Origin of the sequence: Sphingobium sp. B2D3C, assembly GCF_025961835.1 — a bacterium.
GTDB lineage: Bacteria > Pseudomonadota > Alphaproteobacteria > Sphingomonadales > Sphingomonadaceae > Sphingobium.
Genome location: NZ_JAOQOK010000001.1, coordinates 172,133 through 187,171, shown reverse-complemented (window position 1 = coordinate 187,171; position 15,039 = coordinate 172,133). Strand labels below are relative to the sequence as shown.

Here is a 15,039-nt window from a genome sequence, read left to right as displayed (position 1 = left end):
CCCGACGGAGTGACCAGTGACCTCAACGCCATCGCCTGACCATCAACGCTGCGGCGTCGTCGCGGTCGTGGGGGCTCCGAATGCGGGCAAGTCCACGCTGACCAATGCCTTGGTCGGCCAGAAGATCGCGATCACCAGCCCCAAGGCGCAGACCACCCGCACGCGGGTAATGGGCATCGCCATCGAGGGGCCCGCCCAGATCATCCTTGTCGATACGCCGGGCATCTTCCAGCCGGACAGGCGGCTCGACCGCGCCATGGTGCAGGCCGCGTGGGGCGGCGCGCAGGATGCCGACCTGATCGCGCTCATCGTCGACGGCCGCGCCGGCCTTGGGCCCAAGATGGAGCCCATCCTCGACGGACTGGCCCAGCGGCGCGAAACCAAATGGCTGATCGTCAACAAGGTGGACATCGCCGCCAAGGACAAGCTGCTCACGCTGACCCAGCGTCTGCACGAGCGGGTGGCGTTCGCCGAGACCTTCTTCGTGAGCGCCACCACGGCAGACGGGCTGGTGGACCTCAAGGCCGCCATGGCCGCCGCGGTGCCGGAAGGGCCATGGCATTTTCCCGAGGATCAGGTTTCTGATGCCACGGACCGCCTGCTCGCCTCCGAAATCACCCGCGAGCAGCTCTATCACCAGCTCCACGACGAGCTGCCCTATCAAAGCGCAGTCGAGACCGAGCAATATAAGGAGCGCGCCGACGGGTCGGTGGAGATCCACCAGCAGATCCTCGTCGCGCGGGCCACGCAGCGGGGCATCATTCTCGGCAAGGGCGGGCAGCGGCTGAAAGAGATCGGCAGCAAGGCCCGGGCCGAACTGTCGAGCCTGCTGGGCGTGCCCGTCCACCTCTACCTGCATGTGAAGGTGAAGGAAGGCTGGGACGAGGACCGCCACGTTTATCGTGACATCGGCCTCGACTGGGTGGACTGACCCCATCCCTCGCGCAATCCCGGATTGGATCAATCCGCTCCTCGCGTCGAAACCAGTGGTTGACGCCACGACCCTGCTTTTTCATGGAGCTTAGGTCGCTACCGAACGCCGGGAGGCTCGGTCGCGGGGGTGGGAGGATTGATCGCTTTTGGGAAGAGCGCTGCCCAGTCTGACCGAAGCTATCCTGAGTGCGCCTCTCACCGAGGGCGGCTGGGAGGACGCCTTGCGTGCGCTCGCCAGAGAGACGCGGTCCTTGTCCGGCCAGTTGCTGGGTATTGGGTCGCCGACCACGCTGGCCTTCAACCTCCTCACTGATCCGGTGAACGAGCGTCTCTGCCGCCAGTTTGACAGCGAGGTTGCCAATTATTCCCATGGGAATTGGCGGGTCGCCGCTGCCAGCGGTCCGCTCGATGTGCGCCACGAATATCATTATGATGCCATCAAGGCCGCGCAGAACACCGACATCTATGACGACTTCACGCATGACGCCAACATGCCACATGGCTGCCAAGTGGTGCTCGTCAATGACGGGCAGGTGATGGTCGGACTGGCCGTTCTGCGCACCTATCAGGATGGGCGCACCACCGAGGCTGATCGCGCCGTTTTCACGCAGGCCGCGCCGCTGATGCAGTCCGCCGTCCGGATGCAGCGCACGCTGGAAGGCGAAGGCGCAAAGCTGCTCGCCGGATCGCTGGACACGATGAACACCGCCGCCTTCGTGTGCGACGGGCTGGGCCGGGTGTGCGCCACCACCCGCGCCGGCGAGGCGCTGCTCCGCGCCGAAGACCTGATCATGCTGCGCGACGAGCGGTTGACCGCCCCCAACAGCGCCGAAGCGCGCGAACTGCGGATGCAGATCGGCGCGATGCTGCAGGCAGGCGACCTGGCGCTGCCGAGTTGCGGCGTCTGGCTGGGCCAGCAGCGCCCTATTGCCCAGCGCCGCCTGTGCGAAATCTTCCGCCTGCCGGCCAAGCCCGCCGCGCTCGGCTTCGAGCCGCGGCTGCTCGTCACTGTACGCGCGGCTGGCAACATTGGCGCGATGGAGCGCCAGGCATTGCAGCGCATGATGGGCCTGACGCGGGCCGAGACCGAGATCGCCATGCTGCTGGCCGAAGGCACCTCCCGCGAAATGATCGCCCTGCAGCGCGGCACGAGCCTTGGCACGGTCAACATCCAGATCAAGCGCCTGTTCGAGAAGACCGGCACCAATCGGGAAGCCGAGCTGGTCGCGCTGATCAACCGCCTGCTCCGCTGAGCAGCTTTTCGGACTTTATCAACGTCAACCATCGCGCATGGCTTGACCGGCGGAGGACAAGCAGGCAGCAGCGGCAGCACGAGACTTTTCGAGAGGAGCCGGAAATATGAGCGCCGGAAATATGAGCGATCGCCGCATGGTGACCATTGCGCCCACCGGGGGCACCACCTTCAAGAGCGCCAACCCGGCGCTGCCCACCCAGCCGCAGGAAATCGCCGACGACGTCTATGCCTGCTACAAGGCCGGCGCCTCGATCGCCGCCATCCACGCGCGCCGCCCGGACGACGAGGCGACCTGCAACCCGGCCATCTACCGCGACATCAACGATCGCATCCGCGCCAAGTGCGACATCATCCTCAACAACTCCACGGGCGGCGGCAACAGCGGCGACATGCTCATCGAGCGGCCCGACGGCATGTTCGAGAACAGCTTCGAGGAGCGCCTCAAGGGCACCGAGGGCGGCGCGGAAATGTGCACCTTCGACGGCGTGACCGTGGTCGACACGATCAGCGGCAAGGACGTGCTGGTCATCACCCCGCCCTCGCGCTGCGAGACGCTGGTCAAGGCGATGGTCGACAAGGGCATCAAGCCGGAGTGGGAGGTCTTCTCGCCCGACCACATCCTGCAGGACGTCACGCGGCTGATCCAGAAGGGCTATGACAAGCCGCCCTACTACATCAACATCGTGCTGGGCGGCGACAAGGGCTTTCAGGGCGCGATGCCCTACAGCACCGACATTCTCGACTTCATGGTGAAGTGCCTGCCGCCGCAGTCCATCTGGTGCATCTCCGGCATCGGCCCGGCCCAGCTTCCCGCCACCACGCAGGCGCTGCTGCTCGGCGGCCATGTGCGCGTGGGGCTGGAGGACAATCATTATTATTCGCGCGGTGTGAAGGCGACCAATCTCCAGCTGATCGAGCGGCAGGTGCGCATCATGAACGAGATGGGCATCGAGCCGATGAGCGCGGCGGAGTCGCGGGAGTTGCTGGGATTGAAGGCGGTCTGAAGTCGGGCGGTCGGGGAGCGAGTGATGTGCCGCTGCCTCGACGGCAGGCACAGGTGCAAGCTTGCTCCCCACCCCGACCCCTCCCCTGAAGGAAGGGCTTAGAAGGGCACGCGCAGCGGTTTGACTCTGCTGCACTGACCATCCAAGGTTGCCCGGTCGATGATCGGGCGGACGGGCTGCTGAGATCTGCCTCATCGAGCATGGAGCCGCCCGATTGTCCGCGCTGACCGCGCCGGCCTGACGGCTGCCGGGGATTGGGACGGACAGCATGGCGGACGCATCGATGGGTTTCGGGCTGGGTCAGGCCATCATCCTGATGGGGGCCGGCGTGATTGCGGTGCCGCTGTTCCGGCGGCTGGGCCTCGGATCGGTGCTGGGCTACCTCGCCGCCGGCCTCGCCATCGGCCCCTTCGGCTTGGGCCTCATCAACGATCCGCAGGCACTGCTGCATATCGCCGAACTGGGCGTGGTGATGTTCCTCTTCATCATCGGCCTCGAAATGCGGCCGCGCAAGCTGTGGAACCTGCGCAAGCAGATCTTCGGCCTTGGCGCGGCGCAGGTGCTGCTATGTGGTGCGCTGCTGACGCTGCTCGGCATGGCGACCGGCCTGCCTGCGGCCGTGGCGGCTGCCGGCGCGATGGGCTTTGTCCTCTCTTCCACCGCCGTCATCATGCAGATACTGAACGAAGCTGGGGACGCGGGCACCGAGGAAGGCCAGAAGGCGATCTCGATCCTGCTGCTGGAAGACCTCGCCATCGTGCCGCTGCTCGCGCTCGTCGCCTTCTGGGCGGCGTTCCATGGCGCGGTGGGTGTGGAGGACGCGCCGCCCGTCTGGCAAAGCATCGGCATGGCGCTGGCGGCGCTCGCGGCGTTGATCGCGGCGGGGCGCTGGCTGCTCGATCCGCTGTTCGGGCTGATCGCGCGGGCCGGGGCGCGGGAAGTGCTGACCGCCGCCGCGTTGCTCATCGTACTGGGATCGGCCGTGCTGCTCGATGCCGCCGGGCTGTCCATGGCGATGGGCGCTTTCCTCGCTGGCGTGCTGCTCTCCGAATCCAGCTATCGCCATGAGTTGGAGGCCGATGTCGAGCCGTTTCGCGGCATCCTCCTCGGCCTGTTCTTCATCAGCGTGGGCATGTCGCTCGATCTCTCGACCGTGCTGCGCGAGTGGCAGCTGGTGCTGGGCGGCGTCCTCGCCTTCATGGTCGTCAAGGCGATCGGCATCTATACCGTCGCGCGGCTGATGGGCTCGGCCCACAGCGCCGCGAGCCACCGCGCAGCGCTGTTCGCGCAGGGCGGCGAGTTCGCTTTCGTGCTCTATGGCGCCGCGCTGGCAGTGGGCCTGTTCGATGCGCGCATCGCGGCGATCATGAGCGCGATCGTCATCCTTTCCATGGCGCTGACGCCACTGGTGCTGATTGTGCAGAGCCGGATGCGCCGCAACGCGCCGGTTTCGCTCGACGGCGTCGACAAGGCCAAGGACCTGACCGGCCGCATCCTGTGCATTGGCTTCGGCCGCTTCGCGCAGGTGGCGAGCCAGGCGCTGCTCGCGCGGCGCTTCGAGCTCTCGCTGATCGAGAATGATGTCGAGATGATCCAGGCGGCCGGCAATTTCGGCTTCAAGGTCTATTATGGCGATGGCACGCGGCTGGACGTGCTCCATGCCTCCGGCGCCGGGCGGGCCGAGGCGATCCTCGTCTGCGTCGACAAGCCGGATGTGGCCGACAAGATCGTCGAGCTGTGCCGGCACGAATTCCCGCTCGCCAAGCTCTATGTGCGCGCCTTTGACCGCGGCCATTCGCTGCGCCTGATCAAGGCGGGCGTCGACTATCAGATCCGCGAGACGTTCGAATCCGCGCTGGCCTTCAGCGAGGCGGTGCTGACCGACCTTGGCGTGGACGAGGACGACGCTCGCGAGGCGATCGAGGACGTGCGCGAGCGCGATGCCCAGCGGGTGGAGCTGCAACTGGTCGGGGGGATCACGGCAGGGCGTTCACTCATGCGTGGGAATATGGTGACCCCGGAGCCGGAGCCCTTCTTCCCGCCGCAGCGGGCTGAGGGCGGCTAGGGGGGTTGGGCGGGCCGGAGTATCATGCCCGCGTTCCATTCGTGTCGAGCGAAGTCGAGACACGCCAGAACTGCGCATGGTGTCTCGACTTCGCTCGACACGAACGGGGGTAGGGGTGGGAGTAAATCCCGCTCTTCCCTTTTCCGTTCACCCTGAGCGAAGTCGAAGGGCCCTGCTGAGCGGAGGCGAAGCCAACCTCGCTGCGCTCGGCTTCATCCTTCGACTTCGCTCAGGGCGAACGGTGAGAGGGTAGTCGGCGCGAGAACCGCTCGGCTCAGCCCTCGCTGAGCGCAGCCACCAAGGCTTTCACCTTCTTCTGCCGCCATTGCGGGAGCGGAGCGATAAGCCAGTAGCCGGGGCCGTTACGCGGTTCCCCAAGGGCGGCCACGCGGCCGGCGGCGATGTCCGCGGCCGCCAGCAGCGCGGGTACGCAGGCGCGGCCGAGGCCGTTGGCTGCGGCATCGATGGCGAGGCCGGCGTCGGCGACGCGGACGATGGCCTTGCCGTCATCGACCGGGCAGCCGGGCCAGGCGATGGGCGACTCCAGTCCGCCGCCATCGGGCGCGCCGACCGTGACGAAGCGCGGCTCGCCGAGGGCGACGCCCTCATGCTCGCCGGCACCGTCGGTCAGGCGCAAAGCGAGATCGAGATTGGCCTCGGTGAAATCGAGCGCATCGTCGGCAGCCACCAGCATGAACTGCACGCCTGGCTCCTGCGCCGCATAAGCGGCGAGGCGTGCGCTCAGCCATTTGGCGGTGAGATCGCGCGGGGCGGCGATGGTGAGATGCTGGCTGCTCTGCCCGGCCTGCATGGCACGGACCGATTCCTCGAGTTCCAGGAAGGCGCTGCGCAGTGCGGGCAGGCCAGCCTCCGCTTCGGGCGTCAATTCCAGCCCGCGGGGCGTGCGACGGAACAGCACGACGCCGAGCATATCCTCCAGCGCGCGGATCTGCTGGCCGACGGCGGCGGGGGTCACTGCTAGCTCATCCGCCGCGCGGGTGAAGGAGAGATGCCGCGCTGCCGCGTCGAACACGCGCAGGCCGTTCAGCGGCAAATGGGTCCGCTTCATCCCGAGACCGCCGGCGCCTGCAGCGCGAAGCGGGGGATGCGCACATCCAGCAGGCTGCCGCCGGCATCGAGCATCTGGTAGCTGCCTTCCATCCAGCCGGTCGGCGTGGAGAGCGGACAACCGGAGACATAATCATAGGCCGCGCCGGGATGAATCACCGGCTCCTCGCCGACGACGCCCTTGCCCTCGCGCTTGTAGAGCGCGCCGCGTCCGTCCGCGATGGTCCAGTGGCGCGTGAGCAACTGCACCGGGGCCTTGCGGCCATTCTCGATGCGGATGTGATAGGCCCAGAACCACTTGCCCATGTCCGGCTCCGATTGCTCGGAGAGGAAGTTCACGGACACGCGCACGGTCACGTCATGCGTCGTCTCGGCATAGGCGAAAAGGGCGTTCATCAAGGCATTCATGCTACGACCCGTCCTGTGTCCTGCCTGGCCCCGAGACCGACCCTACTCAAAGGCCGACAGCGGTCAATGCCTGATCCAGATCGGCGATGATGTCTTCCGGGTCTTCCAGCCCGACATTGATGCGCACCATGCCCTCGCCCACGCCGGCCTCGGCGCGGCCCTCCGGCCCCATGTTATTATGGGTGGTGGAGGCGGGATGGCACAGCAGGGTGCGGGAATCGCCGATGTTGTTGGAGATGTCGCACAGCTCCATCGCATTGAGCAGGGCCATGGCCTGCCCGCGATCAGCGAGGTTGAACGAGAAGATCGGCCCGGCGGCGCTCATCTGCTTCATCGCGAGATTGTGCTGCGGATGGCTCGGCAGGCCGGGATACAGCACATCCACGCCACGCTGCTCCATGAAGCGCGCGACCTTGAGCGCGTTTTCGGACTGGCGATGGGCACGCAGGTCCAGCGTCTCCAGCCCCTTCAGCACCACCCAGGCGTTGAAGGGCGAACAGATCGGCCCGGTATTGCGCTGGAAAGGCGAGAGGACGCCGTTGATCCACGCATCCGTGCCGCAAATGGCGCCGGCGAGCACGCGGCCCTGCCCGTCCATCAGCTTGGTGGCGCTGTAGGCGACGACATCGGCCCCGAAATCGAGCGGGCGCTGGAGGACGGGCGTCGCGAAGGCATTGTCCACCACCGTGGTGATGCCATGGGCGCGCGCGAGGCCGCAGACATGCTCCAGATCGACGATATCCATCGTGGGATTGGCCGGTGTCTCGAAGAAGAACACCTTCGTGTTGGGCTGGATCGCCTTTTCCCACGCATCATTGTCCCGCGCATCGACGACGCTGTGCGTGATGCCGAAGCGGTTGAGCACGTTGGAGAGGATCCAGCGGCACGAGCCGAAGGCCGCGCGCCCGGCGACGACATGATCGCCGGCGCTCAGCATGCACAGCAACGCGCTGGTCATCGCCGCCATGCCGCTCGCCTGCACCTTGCACGCCTCGGCGCCTTCCATCAGCGCGATGCGCTCTTCCAGCATCTGCACCGTCGGGTTCTGGAAGCGGGAATATTGCATCCCCGTCGCTTCCCCGGCGAAGCGGGCGGCGACTTCCTCCGCGCTGTCATAGGTATAGCCCGAGGTGAGGAAGAGCGCCTCGCTCGTCTCCCCCTGCTCGGAGCGCCAGGTGCCGCCGCGCACGGCCTGTGTCGCGGGCCGCCAGCGGCTGGTGCGGGAACGATCCTGTCCGGTTTGTCTCTTCATGACGTTGCCTTCTAGACCCTGTCAGGGGCCGGTCAATCCAATGGCGTCAGAGCGCCGCGAGCACAGCATCGCCCATGGCAGACGTGCTCATTGAGCCGCCAAGGTCGGCAGTGCGGGCACCACCGGCCAGCGCCTTGGCCACGGCCGCCTCGATGCGATCGGCCGCCTGCGCCTGATCGAGCGAGAAGCGCAGCATCATCGCGGCGGAGAGGATCGTCGCCAGCGGATTGGCCTTGCCCTGCCCGGCAATATCCGGCGCGGAGCCGTGGATCGGCTCGTACAGCCCCTTGACGTTGGCATCGAGCGAGGCCGAGGCCAGCATGCCGATGGAGCCGACGCACATGCTCGCCTGATCGGAGAGAATGTCACCGAACAGATTGCCGGTCACGATCACATCGAACTGCCCCGGATTGCGCACGAGCTGCATGGCGGCATTGTCGACATACATGTGGGAGAGCTCGACATCGGGATATTCGGCGGCAACCTCGATCACCACGTCGCGCCACAGCTGGCTGGTTTCCAGCACATTGGCCTTGTCCACCGAGCAGAGCTTGCCCCTGCGCGCCTGCGCGGCGCGGAAGGCGCTGTGGGCGATGCGGCGCACCTCGGCCTCGTTGTAGGACATGATGTCATAGCCTTCGCGCAGGCCGTCGGCGGTCTTGCGGATGCCCTTCTCGCCGAAATAGACGTCACCATTGAGTTCGCGGACGATCAGCAAGTCGATCTTCTCGGCGACTTCCTTGCGCAGCGTGGAGGCATCGGCCAGCTCGGCGAACATCTTTGCGGGGCGCAAGTTGGAGAAGAGCGTCAGCTCCTTGCGCAGGCCGAGAATGGCCTGCTCGGGCCGCAGGGCGCGTTCGAGCGAATCGCAATCGGGATCGCCCACCGCGCCGAAAAGGATCGCATCGGCGCGCTTCGCCAGATCGAGCGTGGCCGGCGGCAGCGGATGACCCTCCGCCTTATAGGCCGCGCCGCCGACCGGCGCTTCCTCATAGGTCAGGCCGGGGATCGCCAGCGCATCGATCACACGCTTGGCCTGCGCGGTGACTTCCGGGCCGATGCCGTCTCCGGGCAGGATCGCAACGAGCATGGGTTTCCCTTTCTCAATCTGAAGACGGGCGGTGGCTGCGAGACAGGCGCGCCGGCCCTGAGGATGTGGGCTGAGCCATTGCCTCAAGCAGGCCGGGTCACGCAACCGCTCTTTTGAGCCGCTCGATCAGCCGCTCGCGTGCGGCCAGCACCTCAGACCGGCGTGGATCGAACAGCGACTGGGCGAGGAAATGGCCGGTCAGGTCAAAACCGGCGAGGATATCGGGCCAGCCCGCCTCGCCGCCTTCGGTGAGAAAGGCTGGCAAGGGCAGCAACCGGTCGCGATGCGTGCCCGCCGCTGCCGCCGTCACCGCGCGGCCGGTGCGGGGACTGACATAGGCCAACCCCTCGCGCGCACCGGTGACCGCGCACTCCGCCAGATCGAGCCCGAAGCCCAGCTCGGCGAGCAGCAGCAGTTCGTAACGCACCAGCGCAACGGCCCAGCCACGCGCGGCGGGCGCGGCTTCCACCGCATCGAGCACCGCGCCCAGCGCGGCGAAGAGCGCGGGATAGGGATGGCCCTCCGGCAAGGTCACCGCCGTGAAGGCGCAGGCCCAGTCGATGGCGGCGGCGGGCAGCGGCTCGGCCAGCAGCGGCCCCCGGCTGTGCTCCAGCTCGACCGAGAGGCTGGCGAGCTGATCGGCCGTGCGGGCGCGGAAGGTGCCGCGCACGATATTGCCGGGCAGCAGCACCGGGCGCATCCGGCTCGAGCGGCCGCCCTGCACATAGCCCGCGACCAGCCCCGCATCCGCTGTGAGCGCCCTCACGATCGCGCCATGCTCGCCATGCGCCCGAACGGCGCAGACGATGGCAGTGGCGGCGAGCGTGGACATGGGCGCTTATCTACCGGCTCGCGACCGGTTTAGCGATGCCGATCAGGCCGCGGCGATGATCGGCCCGAACTTGGCGGCGGTGAGGCTCGCCCCGCCGACCAGTGCGCCGTCGACATTCTCGGTGTGGAGGATGTCCGCCGCGTTCTCACCGCTCACCGAGCCGCCATAGAGGATGCGCATGGCATTGCCGGCCTCCGCGCCCAGCGCCTTGACGAGCGCGGCGCGCAGCGCGGCGTGCATGGCGGCGATTTGCGGCGGGGTAGCAACCTTGCCGGTGCCGATCGCCCAGACCGGCTCATAGGCGATGGTCAGCCATTCCGGGTCCGCGCCCTCGGGCAGCGAGGCGACAAGCTGATCGGCCACGAAGGCGTGCGCCACATCGTCGCCCTGCTCACGCGTGTCCAGCGTCTCGCCCACGCACAGGACGACCGAGAGGCCGCCCTTGTGCGCGGCGAGCGCCTTGGCGGCGACATCGGCATTGCTCTCCTGCTGATATTGCCGCCGCTCGCTATGCCCGACCAGCGTGCCGCGCGCGCCAGCTTCGGCCAGCATGGCGGCCGAGAGATTGCCGGTATAGGCCCCGGCCTCTTCCTGATGGCAATCCTGCGCGCCGATGAGCACGGCGCCGCCAAGCGGCGCGGCGGCCGCGATGAGGGTGGCCGGGAGATAGAGCGCCACATCGATATCGTTGCGGGCGGCGGCAAGCTCGGCAATGGCGGATACCTCGCCAAGCTGCCCCTTGAGGCCGTTCATCTTCCAGTTGCCGGCGACGAATTTGCGGCGGACGGTCATAGCTTCACTCTCCTGCACAGGTGATCAATGATCTGGCGGCCCGGATGAACGGGCAGGACGGCTTTGTCCAGCCGGCACCGCATGGCTGCGGAAGCCCCATGGACAGCCGAGCGCGCAAAGGCTTGATGCCGTCGGACGCCCGCCCTAAAGCAGCCCCCAGCCTTTCGCCGCCTTTCTGGACAAAGACCCCATGCAGATTTTCCGTCGTCTTCTCGGTTCGAAATTTGGCGGCCTGTTCGCAATCGGATTTCTCGCGATCATCGCCTTTGCCTTCATCGCGGGCGATCTCACTGGCAACAACGTCAGTTTCGGCGGCAGCTCCAAGACGGACGTCGCCAAGATCGGCGACCGCCCGCTGACCGTCGCCGAGTTGCAGAGCCGCACGCAGATGGTGTTCGAGCGGCAGCGGCAGGAAAATCCGGCGCTGACCATCGACCAGTTCCTGGCCCAAGGCGGCCTTAAGCGCGTGGCCGACGAGCTGATCTCCTCGCGCTCGCTGATTGCCTATGGCGAGAAGCACGGGATGCGGGTGAGCAAGGCGCTCATCGATGCGGAGATCGCCCGCAATTCCGCCTTCACGGACGCAACCGGCAATTTCAGCGAGACGGTATTCCGCCAGATGCTCGCCCAGCAGCGCGTCTCCGAGCAGGATCTGCGGGACGATATTGCCGCGCAGATCATCCAGCAGCAGCTGCTCCAGCCGGTGGGCGTGGGCACCAAGGCGCCGGCCAGCATGGTGCCGCCTTATGCCGCGATGCTGATCGAGGAACGCGCCGGCGAGATGTTCGCGATTTCCGCCGCCAGGTTCGCGCCGCAGACCGCGCCGACCGAGGCGCAACTCCAGGATTATTACAAGCAGCATGGCAGCCAGTTCGCGATTCCCGAGCAGCGCCAGCTGCGCTACGCGCTCGTCAATCTCGCTCGCTTCGAGCCCCAGGCGACGCCGACCGACGCGGAAATCGCCGATCTCTACAAGAGCCGCCAGAGCCAGTTCGCCGGCCGCAAGACGCGCGATTTCAGCCAGCTGATCCTCGCGACAGAAGCGCTCGCCAAGGACGCCGCCGCCAAGGCGAAGGCCGGCCAGTCGCTGCAGGACGTCGCCAAGAGCCTCGGCCTCGCCGCCTCGCGCGTCGATGGCGTGGACGAAAAGCAGCTTGCCACGCAGATGAATGCGGAGATCGCCAAGGCCGGCTTCGCCGCCGCGCAGGGGGGCATCGTCGGTCCGGTCCGCTCGCCCGCGGGCTGGGCAGTGCTGCGCGTGGAAGCCCAGCGTGACGTGCCGGGCAAGACGCTGGCCGAAGCGCGCGAGGAGCTGTCCGCCGAAGTGCGCCAGATCAAGGAACGCCAGCTCTTCAGCGAATTCCTGAACGATATGGATGGCCGCCTGGGCGCCGGCGCGACGCTGACCGACATCGCCAAGGAGCACAACCTCACCATCGTCGAGACGCCGCTGATCGTGCGCAACGGCCAGTCGCTGCGCGACCCGGCGTTCAAGCCGGACGCGACGCTGCAGGCGCTGCTCGAAGGCGGCTTCGCGGCGCGGCAGGATGACGATGCGCAGATCGTGCCGGTGAAGCCCGACGAGGAAGCCGCGCTCCTGACCGTGGCCGAAGTGGTGCCCGCCGGCCCGCCGCCCTTCGCGCAGGTGAAGCCGGCCGTGGAAGCGGCCTGGAAGCTGGCGCAGGGCGTTGGCAAGGCGCGCGAAATCGCCACGCAGCTCGCGGCGCAGCTGGGCAAGGGCACCGAACCGGGGCCGCTGCTCGCCAAGCTCGGCATCGCCGACGCGCCGCGCCAGCCGCTCTCCGCGCGCCGCGCCGACATCAACCAGCAGGGCGGCCAGATTCCGCCGCCGCTCAAGGCGCTGTTCAGCATCCGCCAGGGTGGAACGCAGATGGTGCCGCTGGAGAATAACCAGGGTTTCATCGTCGTGCGGCTCGACAAGATCACGCAGAACGATCCCACGCAGGTGCCGCAGCTGATGCAATCCACCGCGGCCGGCCTCAGCAATGTGCTGGGCGGGGAATATGCGCAGCAGTTCGTCACGGCGATCCAGCAGGAGCTGGGCGTCAAGCGCAGCGAAGCGGCCATGGCCGCTGTGGAGCAGGAACTGCGCCGCGCTTATGGCGGCAGCGCGGAATAAGGCGGACCCGTTGACCATCGCACAGGACAGCATCGATGCCGCACGCGCGGCCCTCTCCGCCGGGCGCTCCGCGCTCGTGTGGGCACGGCTGATCGCCGATACCGAAACGCCGGTCTCCGCCGCGCTCAAGCTGATCGAGCCGGAACGGGGCGACTTCATTCTCGAATCGGTTGAAGGCGGCGCCGTTCGCGGGCGCTACAGCCTGATCGGCATCGCGCCCGATCTCGTCTTCCGCGCCACTGGGCGCAGCGTCGACATCAACCGCGACTGGCGGACCGACCGGACCGCCTTCACGCCGCTGGAGAGTGATCCCCTCGCCGCGCTGCGCGATCTGGTGGCGGAATGCCGGGCAGACGTCGACCCGGCGCTGCCGGCTGCGCTCGCCTGCCTCGTCGGCTATTTCGCTTATGAGACCTTCGGCCTGGTCGAAAAGCTGCCGCGCCCGGCCGACAATGGCCTCGGCACGCCCGACATGCTGTTCGTGCGCCCGACGGTGGTGCTGGTGTTCGATCGGCTGGCCGATGCGCTCTACATCGTCGCGCCGACCTGGGCCGACCGGCTCGGCACCGGCGAGGCCCCCATCGACGCGCTGATCGATACGGCTGTGGGGCGCATCGAGGATGTCGCGGCGCAGCTCGCCCGGCCGCTCGCCGCGCAGACCAGTCAGGCCCCCGCCATCGACCTGGACGCGATCACGCCGACGCCGGTGATGAAGCCCGGCGCCTATGCGGAGATGGTGAGCAAGGCCAAGGACTATATCGTCGCGGGCGACATTTTTCAGGTCGTGCTGGCGCAGCGCTTCACCACCCCCTTCCCGCTTCCGCCGATCGACCTCTACCGGGCGCTGCGGCGGATCAATCCCTCGCCCTTCCTCTACCATCTCGATCTGCCCGGCTTCGCGCTCACCGGCTCCAGCCCGGAGATTCTGGTCCGTGTGCGCGATGGGGAAGTGACGATCCGGCCGATTGCGGGCACCCGACCGCGCGGCAAGACGGCCAGCGAGGATGCCGAGAATCGCGATTCGCTGCTGGCCGATCCCAAGGAGCGCGCCGAGCATCTGATGTTGCTCGACCTGGGGCGCAACGATGTCGGCCGCGTCGCCAGCGCCGGCTCGGTGAAGGTGACGGACAGCTACACCATCGAATTCTACAGCCATGTGATGCACATCGTCTCCAATGTCGTCGGCAAGCTCGACCCGAAGCACGATCCGCTCGATGCGCTGTTTGCGGGCTTCCCGGCCGGCACGGTCTCCGGTGCGCCCAAGGTGCGCGCCTGCGAGATCATCGCCGAGCTGGAGCCGGAAACGCGCGGGCCTTATGCCGGCGGCGTCGGCTATTTCTCGCCGGATGGAAACATGGATAGCTGCATCGTGCTGCGCACCGCGCTGGTGAAGGACGGCGTGCTGCACGCGCAGGCGGGCGCGGGCATCGTCGCGGACTCCGAGCCGGCCTATGAACAGCGCGAATGCGAGCACAAGGCCGGCGCGCTGTTTGCGGCCGCGCGGGAGGCCGTGAAGGTCGCGCAGGACGGCCGCTTCGGGCAGTAATAGCCTGTTCTCAGCAATGCCGTGCTCCTGCGAAGGCAGGAGCCTAGGGCGTAACGGACGAACTTAGCCGCCCTGGGCTCCTGCCTTCGCAGGAGCACGTCAGAGGTTGGGCACTACCGCGCCACAAAGGCCCCCTTGGCACGATCCTTCACCACCTGATCCGCACGGAACACCGTGCCATTCATGGTGATGTAAACGCCCGGCGGGGCGATCTGCGCTGTCGCGAAGGCCATGCCGAGATTGAAGGTGGCGTCGCTCTCCGAGAAGCGCGCCGGGGCCAGCGCGCCCACCAACACAATGATCTTGCCCGATATGCCCGCCAGCGAGGCGGCCGTGTCCGTCATCGTATCCGTGCCGTGGGTGATGACGATGCGCTCGGCGGGCGAGGCCGCAACCCGCGCCGCGATCAGCGCGCGATCATCGGCGGTCAGCTCCAGACTGTCCTTGCGGGCCACTTCCTCGATCTCGACCGGCAGGGTCACCCGCGCGATCTCCAGCAGGCGCGCGAGGATCGACTCGCCGATCTGATATTCGCTCAGCGCATCGAAATAGAGCTTGTCGATGGTGCCGCCGGTGGTGAGCACATGGATGCGCGGGTCTTGCTGGGTCATGCCCGCGCTTATAACCGGTCGGTGCGGCCTTGTCCCGCTTGCG

The 15,039-nt window shown here is 67.3% G+C and carries 13 protein-coding genes; 6 read left to right on the top strand and 7 right to left on the bottom strand.

Translation table 11 applies throughout. From position 1 onward, the window contains the following. Positions 1 to 16 precede the first annotated feature (16 nt). From era to M2339_RS00770, 4 genes are all read left to right on the top strand, one after another. Positions 17 to 931: a GTPase Era gene (era, locus tag M2339_RS00785; protein ID WP_264587819.1), complete on the top strand. Its 915-nt coding sequence runs from the start codon at positions 17 to 19 to the stop codon at positions 929 to 931. A 223-nt stretch (positions 932 to 1,154) separates the two neighbouring features. Beyond that, positions 1,155 to 2,186, top strand: coding sequence for a helix-turn-helix transcriptional regulator (locus tag M2339_RS00780; RefSeq protein ID WP_264579715.1), 1,032 nt, complete (start codon positions 1,155 to 1,157; stop codon positions 2,184 to 2,186). Between the two features lie 106 nt (positions 2,187 to 2,292). Further along, the gene (locus M2339_RS00775; protein ID WP_264587820.1) at positions 2,293 to 3,192 is read left to right on the top strand and encodes a 3-keto-5-aminohexanoate cleavage protein; all 900 of its coding nucleotides are present in this window, start codon (positions 2,293 to 2,295) and stop codon (positions 3,190 to 3,192) included. Positions 3,193 to 3,460: 268 nt separating this feature from the next. Next, on the top strand, positions 3,461 to 5,257 hold the full coding sequence (locus M2339_RS00770) for a monovalent cation:proton antiporter-2 (CPA2) family protein (protein WP_264587821.1): 1,797 nt from the start codon (positions 3,461 to 3,463) through the stop codon (positions 5,255 to 5,257). 274 nt (positions 5,258 to 5,531) lie between these two features. On the opposite strand, the gene M2339_RS00765 is transcribed toward M2339_RS00770, so the two are convergent. The 6 genes from M2339_RS00765 to tpiA all read right to left on the bottom strand — a co-directional run bounded on the left by M2339_RS00765 (position 5,532) and on the right by tpiA (position 10,699). Continuing rightward, on the bottom strand, positions 5,532 to 6,326 hold the full coding sequence (locus tag M2339_RS00765) for a LysR family transcriptional regulator (protein ID WP_264571256.1): 795 nt from the start codon (positions 6,324 to 6,326) through the stop codon (positions 5,532 to 5,534). Then, a complete protein-coding gene (gene apaG / locus M2339_RS00760) occupies positions 6,323 to 6,721 on the bottom strand; it encodes a Co2+/Mg2+ efflux protein ApaG (protein WP_181560583.1) in 399 nt (132 codons plus the stop codon). The genes M2339_RS00765 and apaG overlap by 4 nt, the downstream gene beginning before the upstream one ends. 58 nt (positions 6,722 to 6,779) lie before the next feature. After that, positions 6,780 to 7,985: an O-succinylhomoserine sulfhydrylase gene (gene metZ / locus M2339_RS00755; protein ID WP_181560584.1), complete on the bottom strand. Its 1,206-nt coding sequence runs from the start codon at positions 7,983 to 7,985 to the stop codon at positions 6,780 to 6,782. Between the two features lie 46 nt (positions 7,986 to 8,031). Continuing rightward, positions 8,032 to 9,075, bottom strand: coding sequence for a 3-isopropylmalate dehydrogenase (gene leuB, locus M2339_RS00750; protein ID WP_264587822.1), 1,044 nt, complete (start codon positions 9,073 to 9,075; stop codon positions 8,032 to 8,034). 97 nt (positions 9,076 to 9,172) lie between these two features. Further along, positions 9,173 to 9,907 (bottom strand): DNA repair protein RecO, encoded by a 735-nt coding sequence (recO, locus tag M2339_RS00745; protein WP_264587823.1) that lies wholly within the window; start codon positions 9,905 to 9,907, stop codon positions 9,173 to 9,175. A gap of 42 nt (positions 9,908 to 9,949) precedes the next feature. Next, a complete protein-coding gene (gene tpiA, locus M2339_RS00740; protein WP_264587824.1) occupies positions 9,950 to 10,699 on the bottom strand; it encodes a triose-phosphate isomerase in 750 nt (249 codons plus the stop codon). 190 nt (positions 10,700 to 10,889) lie between these two features. Between tpiA and M2339_RS00735 the strand changes: the two genes are divergently transcribed. Continuing rightward, on the top strand, positions 10,890 to 12,839 hold the full coding sequence (locus tag M2339_RS00735; protein ID WP_264587825.1) for a peptidylprolyl isomerase: 1,950 nt from the start codon (positions 10,890 to 10,892) through the stop codon (positions 12,837 to 12,839). Positions 12,840 to 12,849: 10 nt separating this feature from the next. After that, positions 12,850 to 14,385, top strand: coding sequence for an anthranilate synthase component I family protein (locus M2339_RS00730; protein WP_264606119.1), 1,536 nt, complete (start codon positions 12,850 to 12,852; stop codon positions 14,383 to 14,385). Between the two features lie 113 nt (positions 14,386 to 14,498). Here the strand turns inward: M2339_RS00730 and M2339_RS00725 are convergent, their stop codons facing one another. Next, entirely contained in the window at positions 14,499 to 14,996 is a 498-nt protein-coding gene (locus M2339_RS00725) for an asparaginase (protein ID WP_264587827.1), read from the bottom strand. Positions 14,997 to 15,039 lie beyond the last annotated feature (43 nt).

What these genes read in the sequence shown, in the direction of transcription:
- leuB (WP_264587822.1), bottom strand. Translation starts at nt 9,075, where the DNA reads ATGCTCGTTGCGATCCTGCCCGGAGACGGCATCGGCCCGGAAGTCACC.
- tpiA (WP_264587824.1), bottom strand. Translation starts at nt 10,699, where the DNA reads ATGACCGTCCGCCGCAAATTCGTCGCCGGCAACTGGAAGATGAACGGC.
- recO (WP_264587823.1), bottom strand. Translation starts at nt 9,907, where the DNA reads ATGTCCACGCTCGCCGCCACTGCCATCGTCTGCGCCGTTCGGGCGCAT.
- M2339_RS00770 (WP_264587821.1), top strand. Translation starts at nt 3,461, where the DNA reads ATGGCGGACGCATCGATGGGTTTCGGGCTGGGTCAGGCCATCATCCTG.
- metZ (WP_181560584.1), bottom strand. Translation starts at nt 7,985, where the DNA reads ATGAAGAGACAAACCGGACAGGATCGTTCCCGCACCAGCCGCTGGCGG.
- M2339_RS00735 (WP_264587825.1), top strand. Translation starts at nt 10,890, where the DNA reads ATGCAGATTTTCCGTCGTCTTCTCGGTTCGAAATTTGGCGGCCTGTTC.
- M2339_RS00765 (WP_264571256.1), bottom strand. Translation starts at nt 6,326, where the DNA reads ATGAAGCGGACCCATTTGCCGCTGAACGGCCTGCGCGTGTTCGACGCG.
- apaG (WP_181560583.1), bottom strand. Translation starts at nt 6,721, where the DNA reads ATGAACGCCCTTTTCGCCTATGCCGAGACGACGCATGACGTGACCGTG.
- M2339_RS00775 (WP_264587820.1), top strand. Translation starts at nt 2,293, where the DNA reads ATGAGCGCCGGAAATATGAGCGATCGCCGCATGGTGACCATTGCGCCC.
- M2339_RS00725 (WP_264587827.1), bottom strand. Translation starts at nt 14,996, where the DNA reads ATGACCCAGCAAGACCCGCGCATCCATGTGCTCACCACCGGCGGCACC.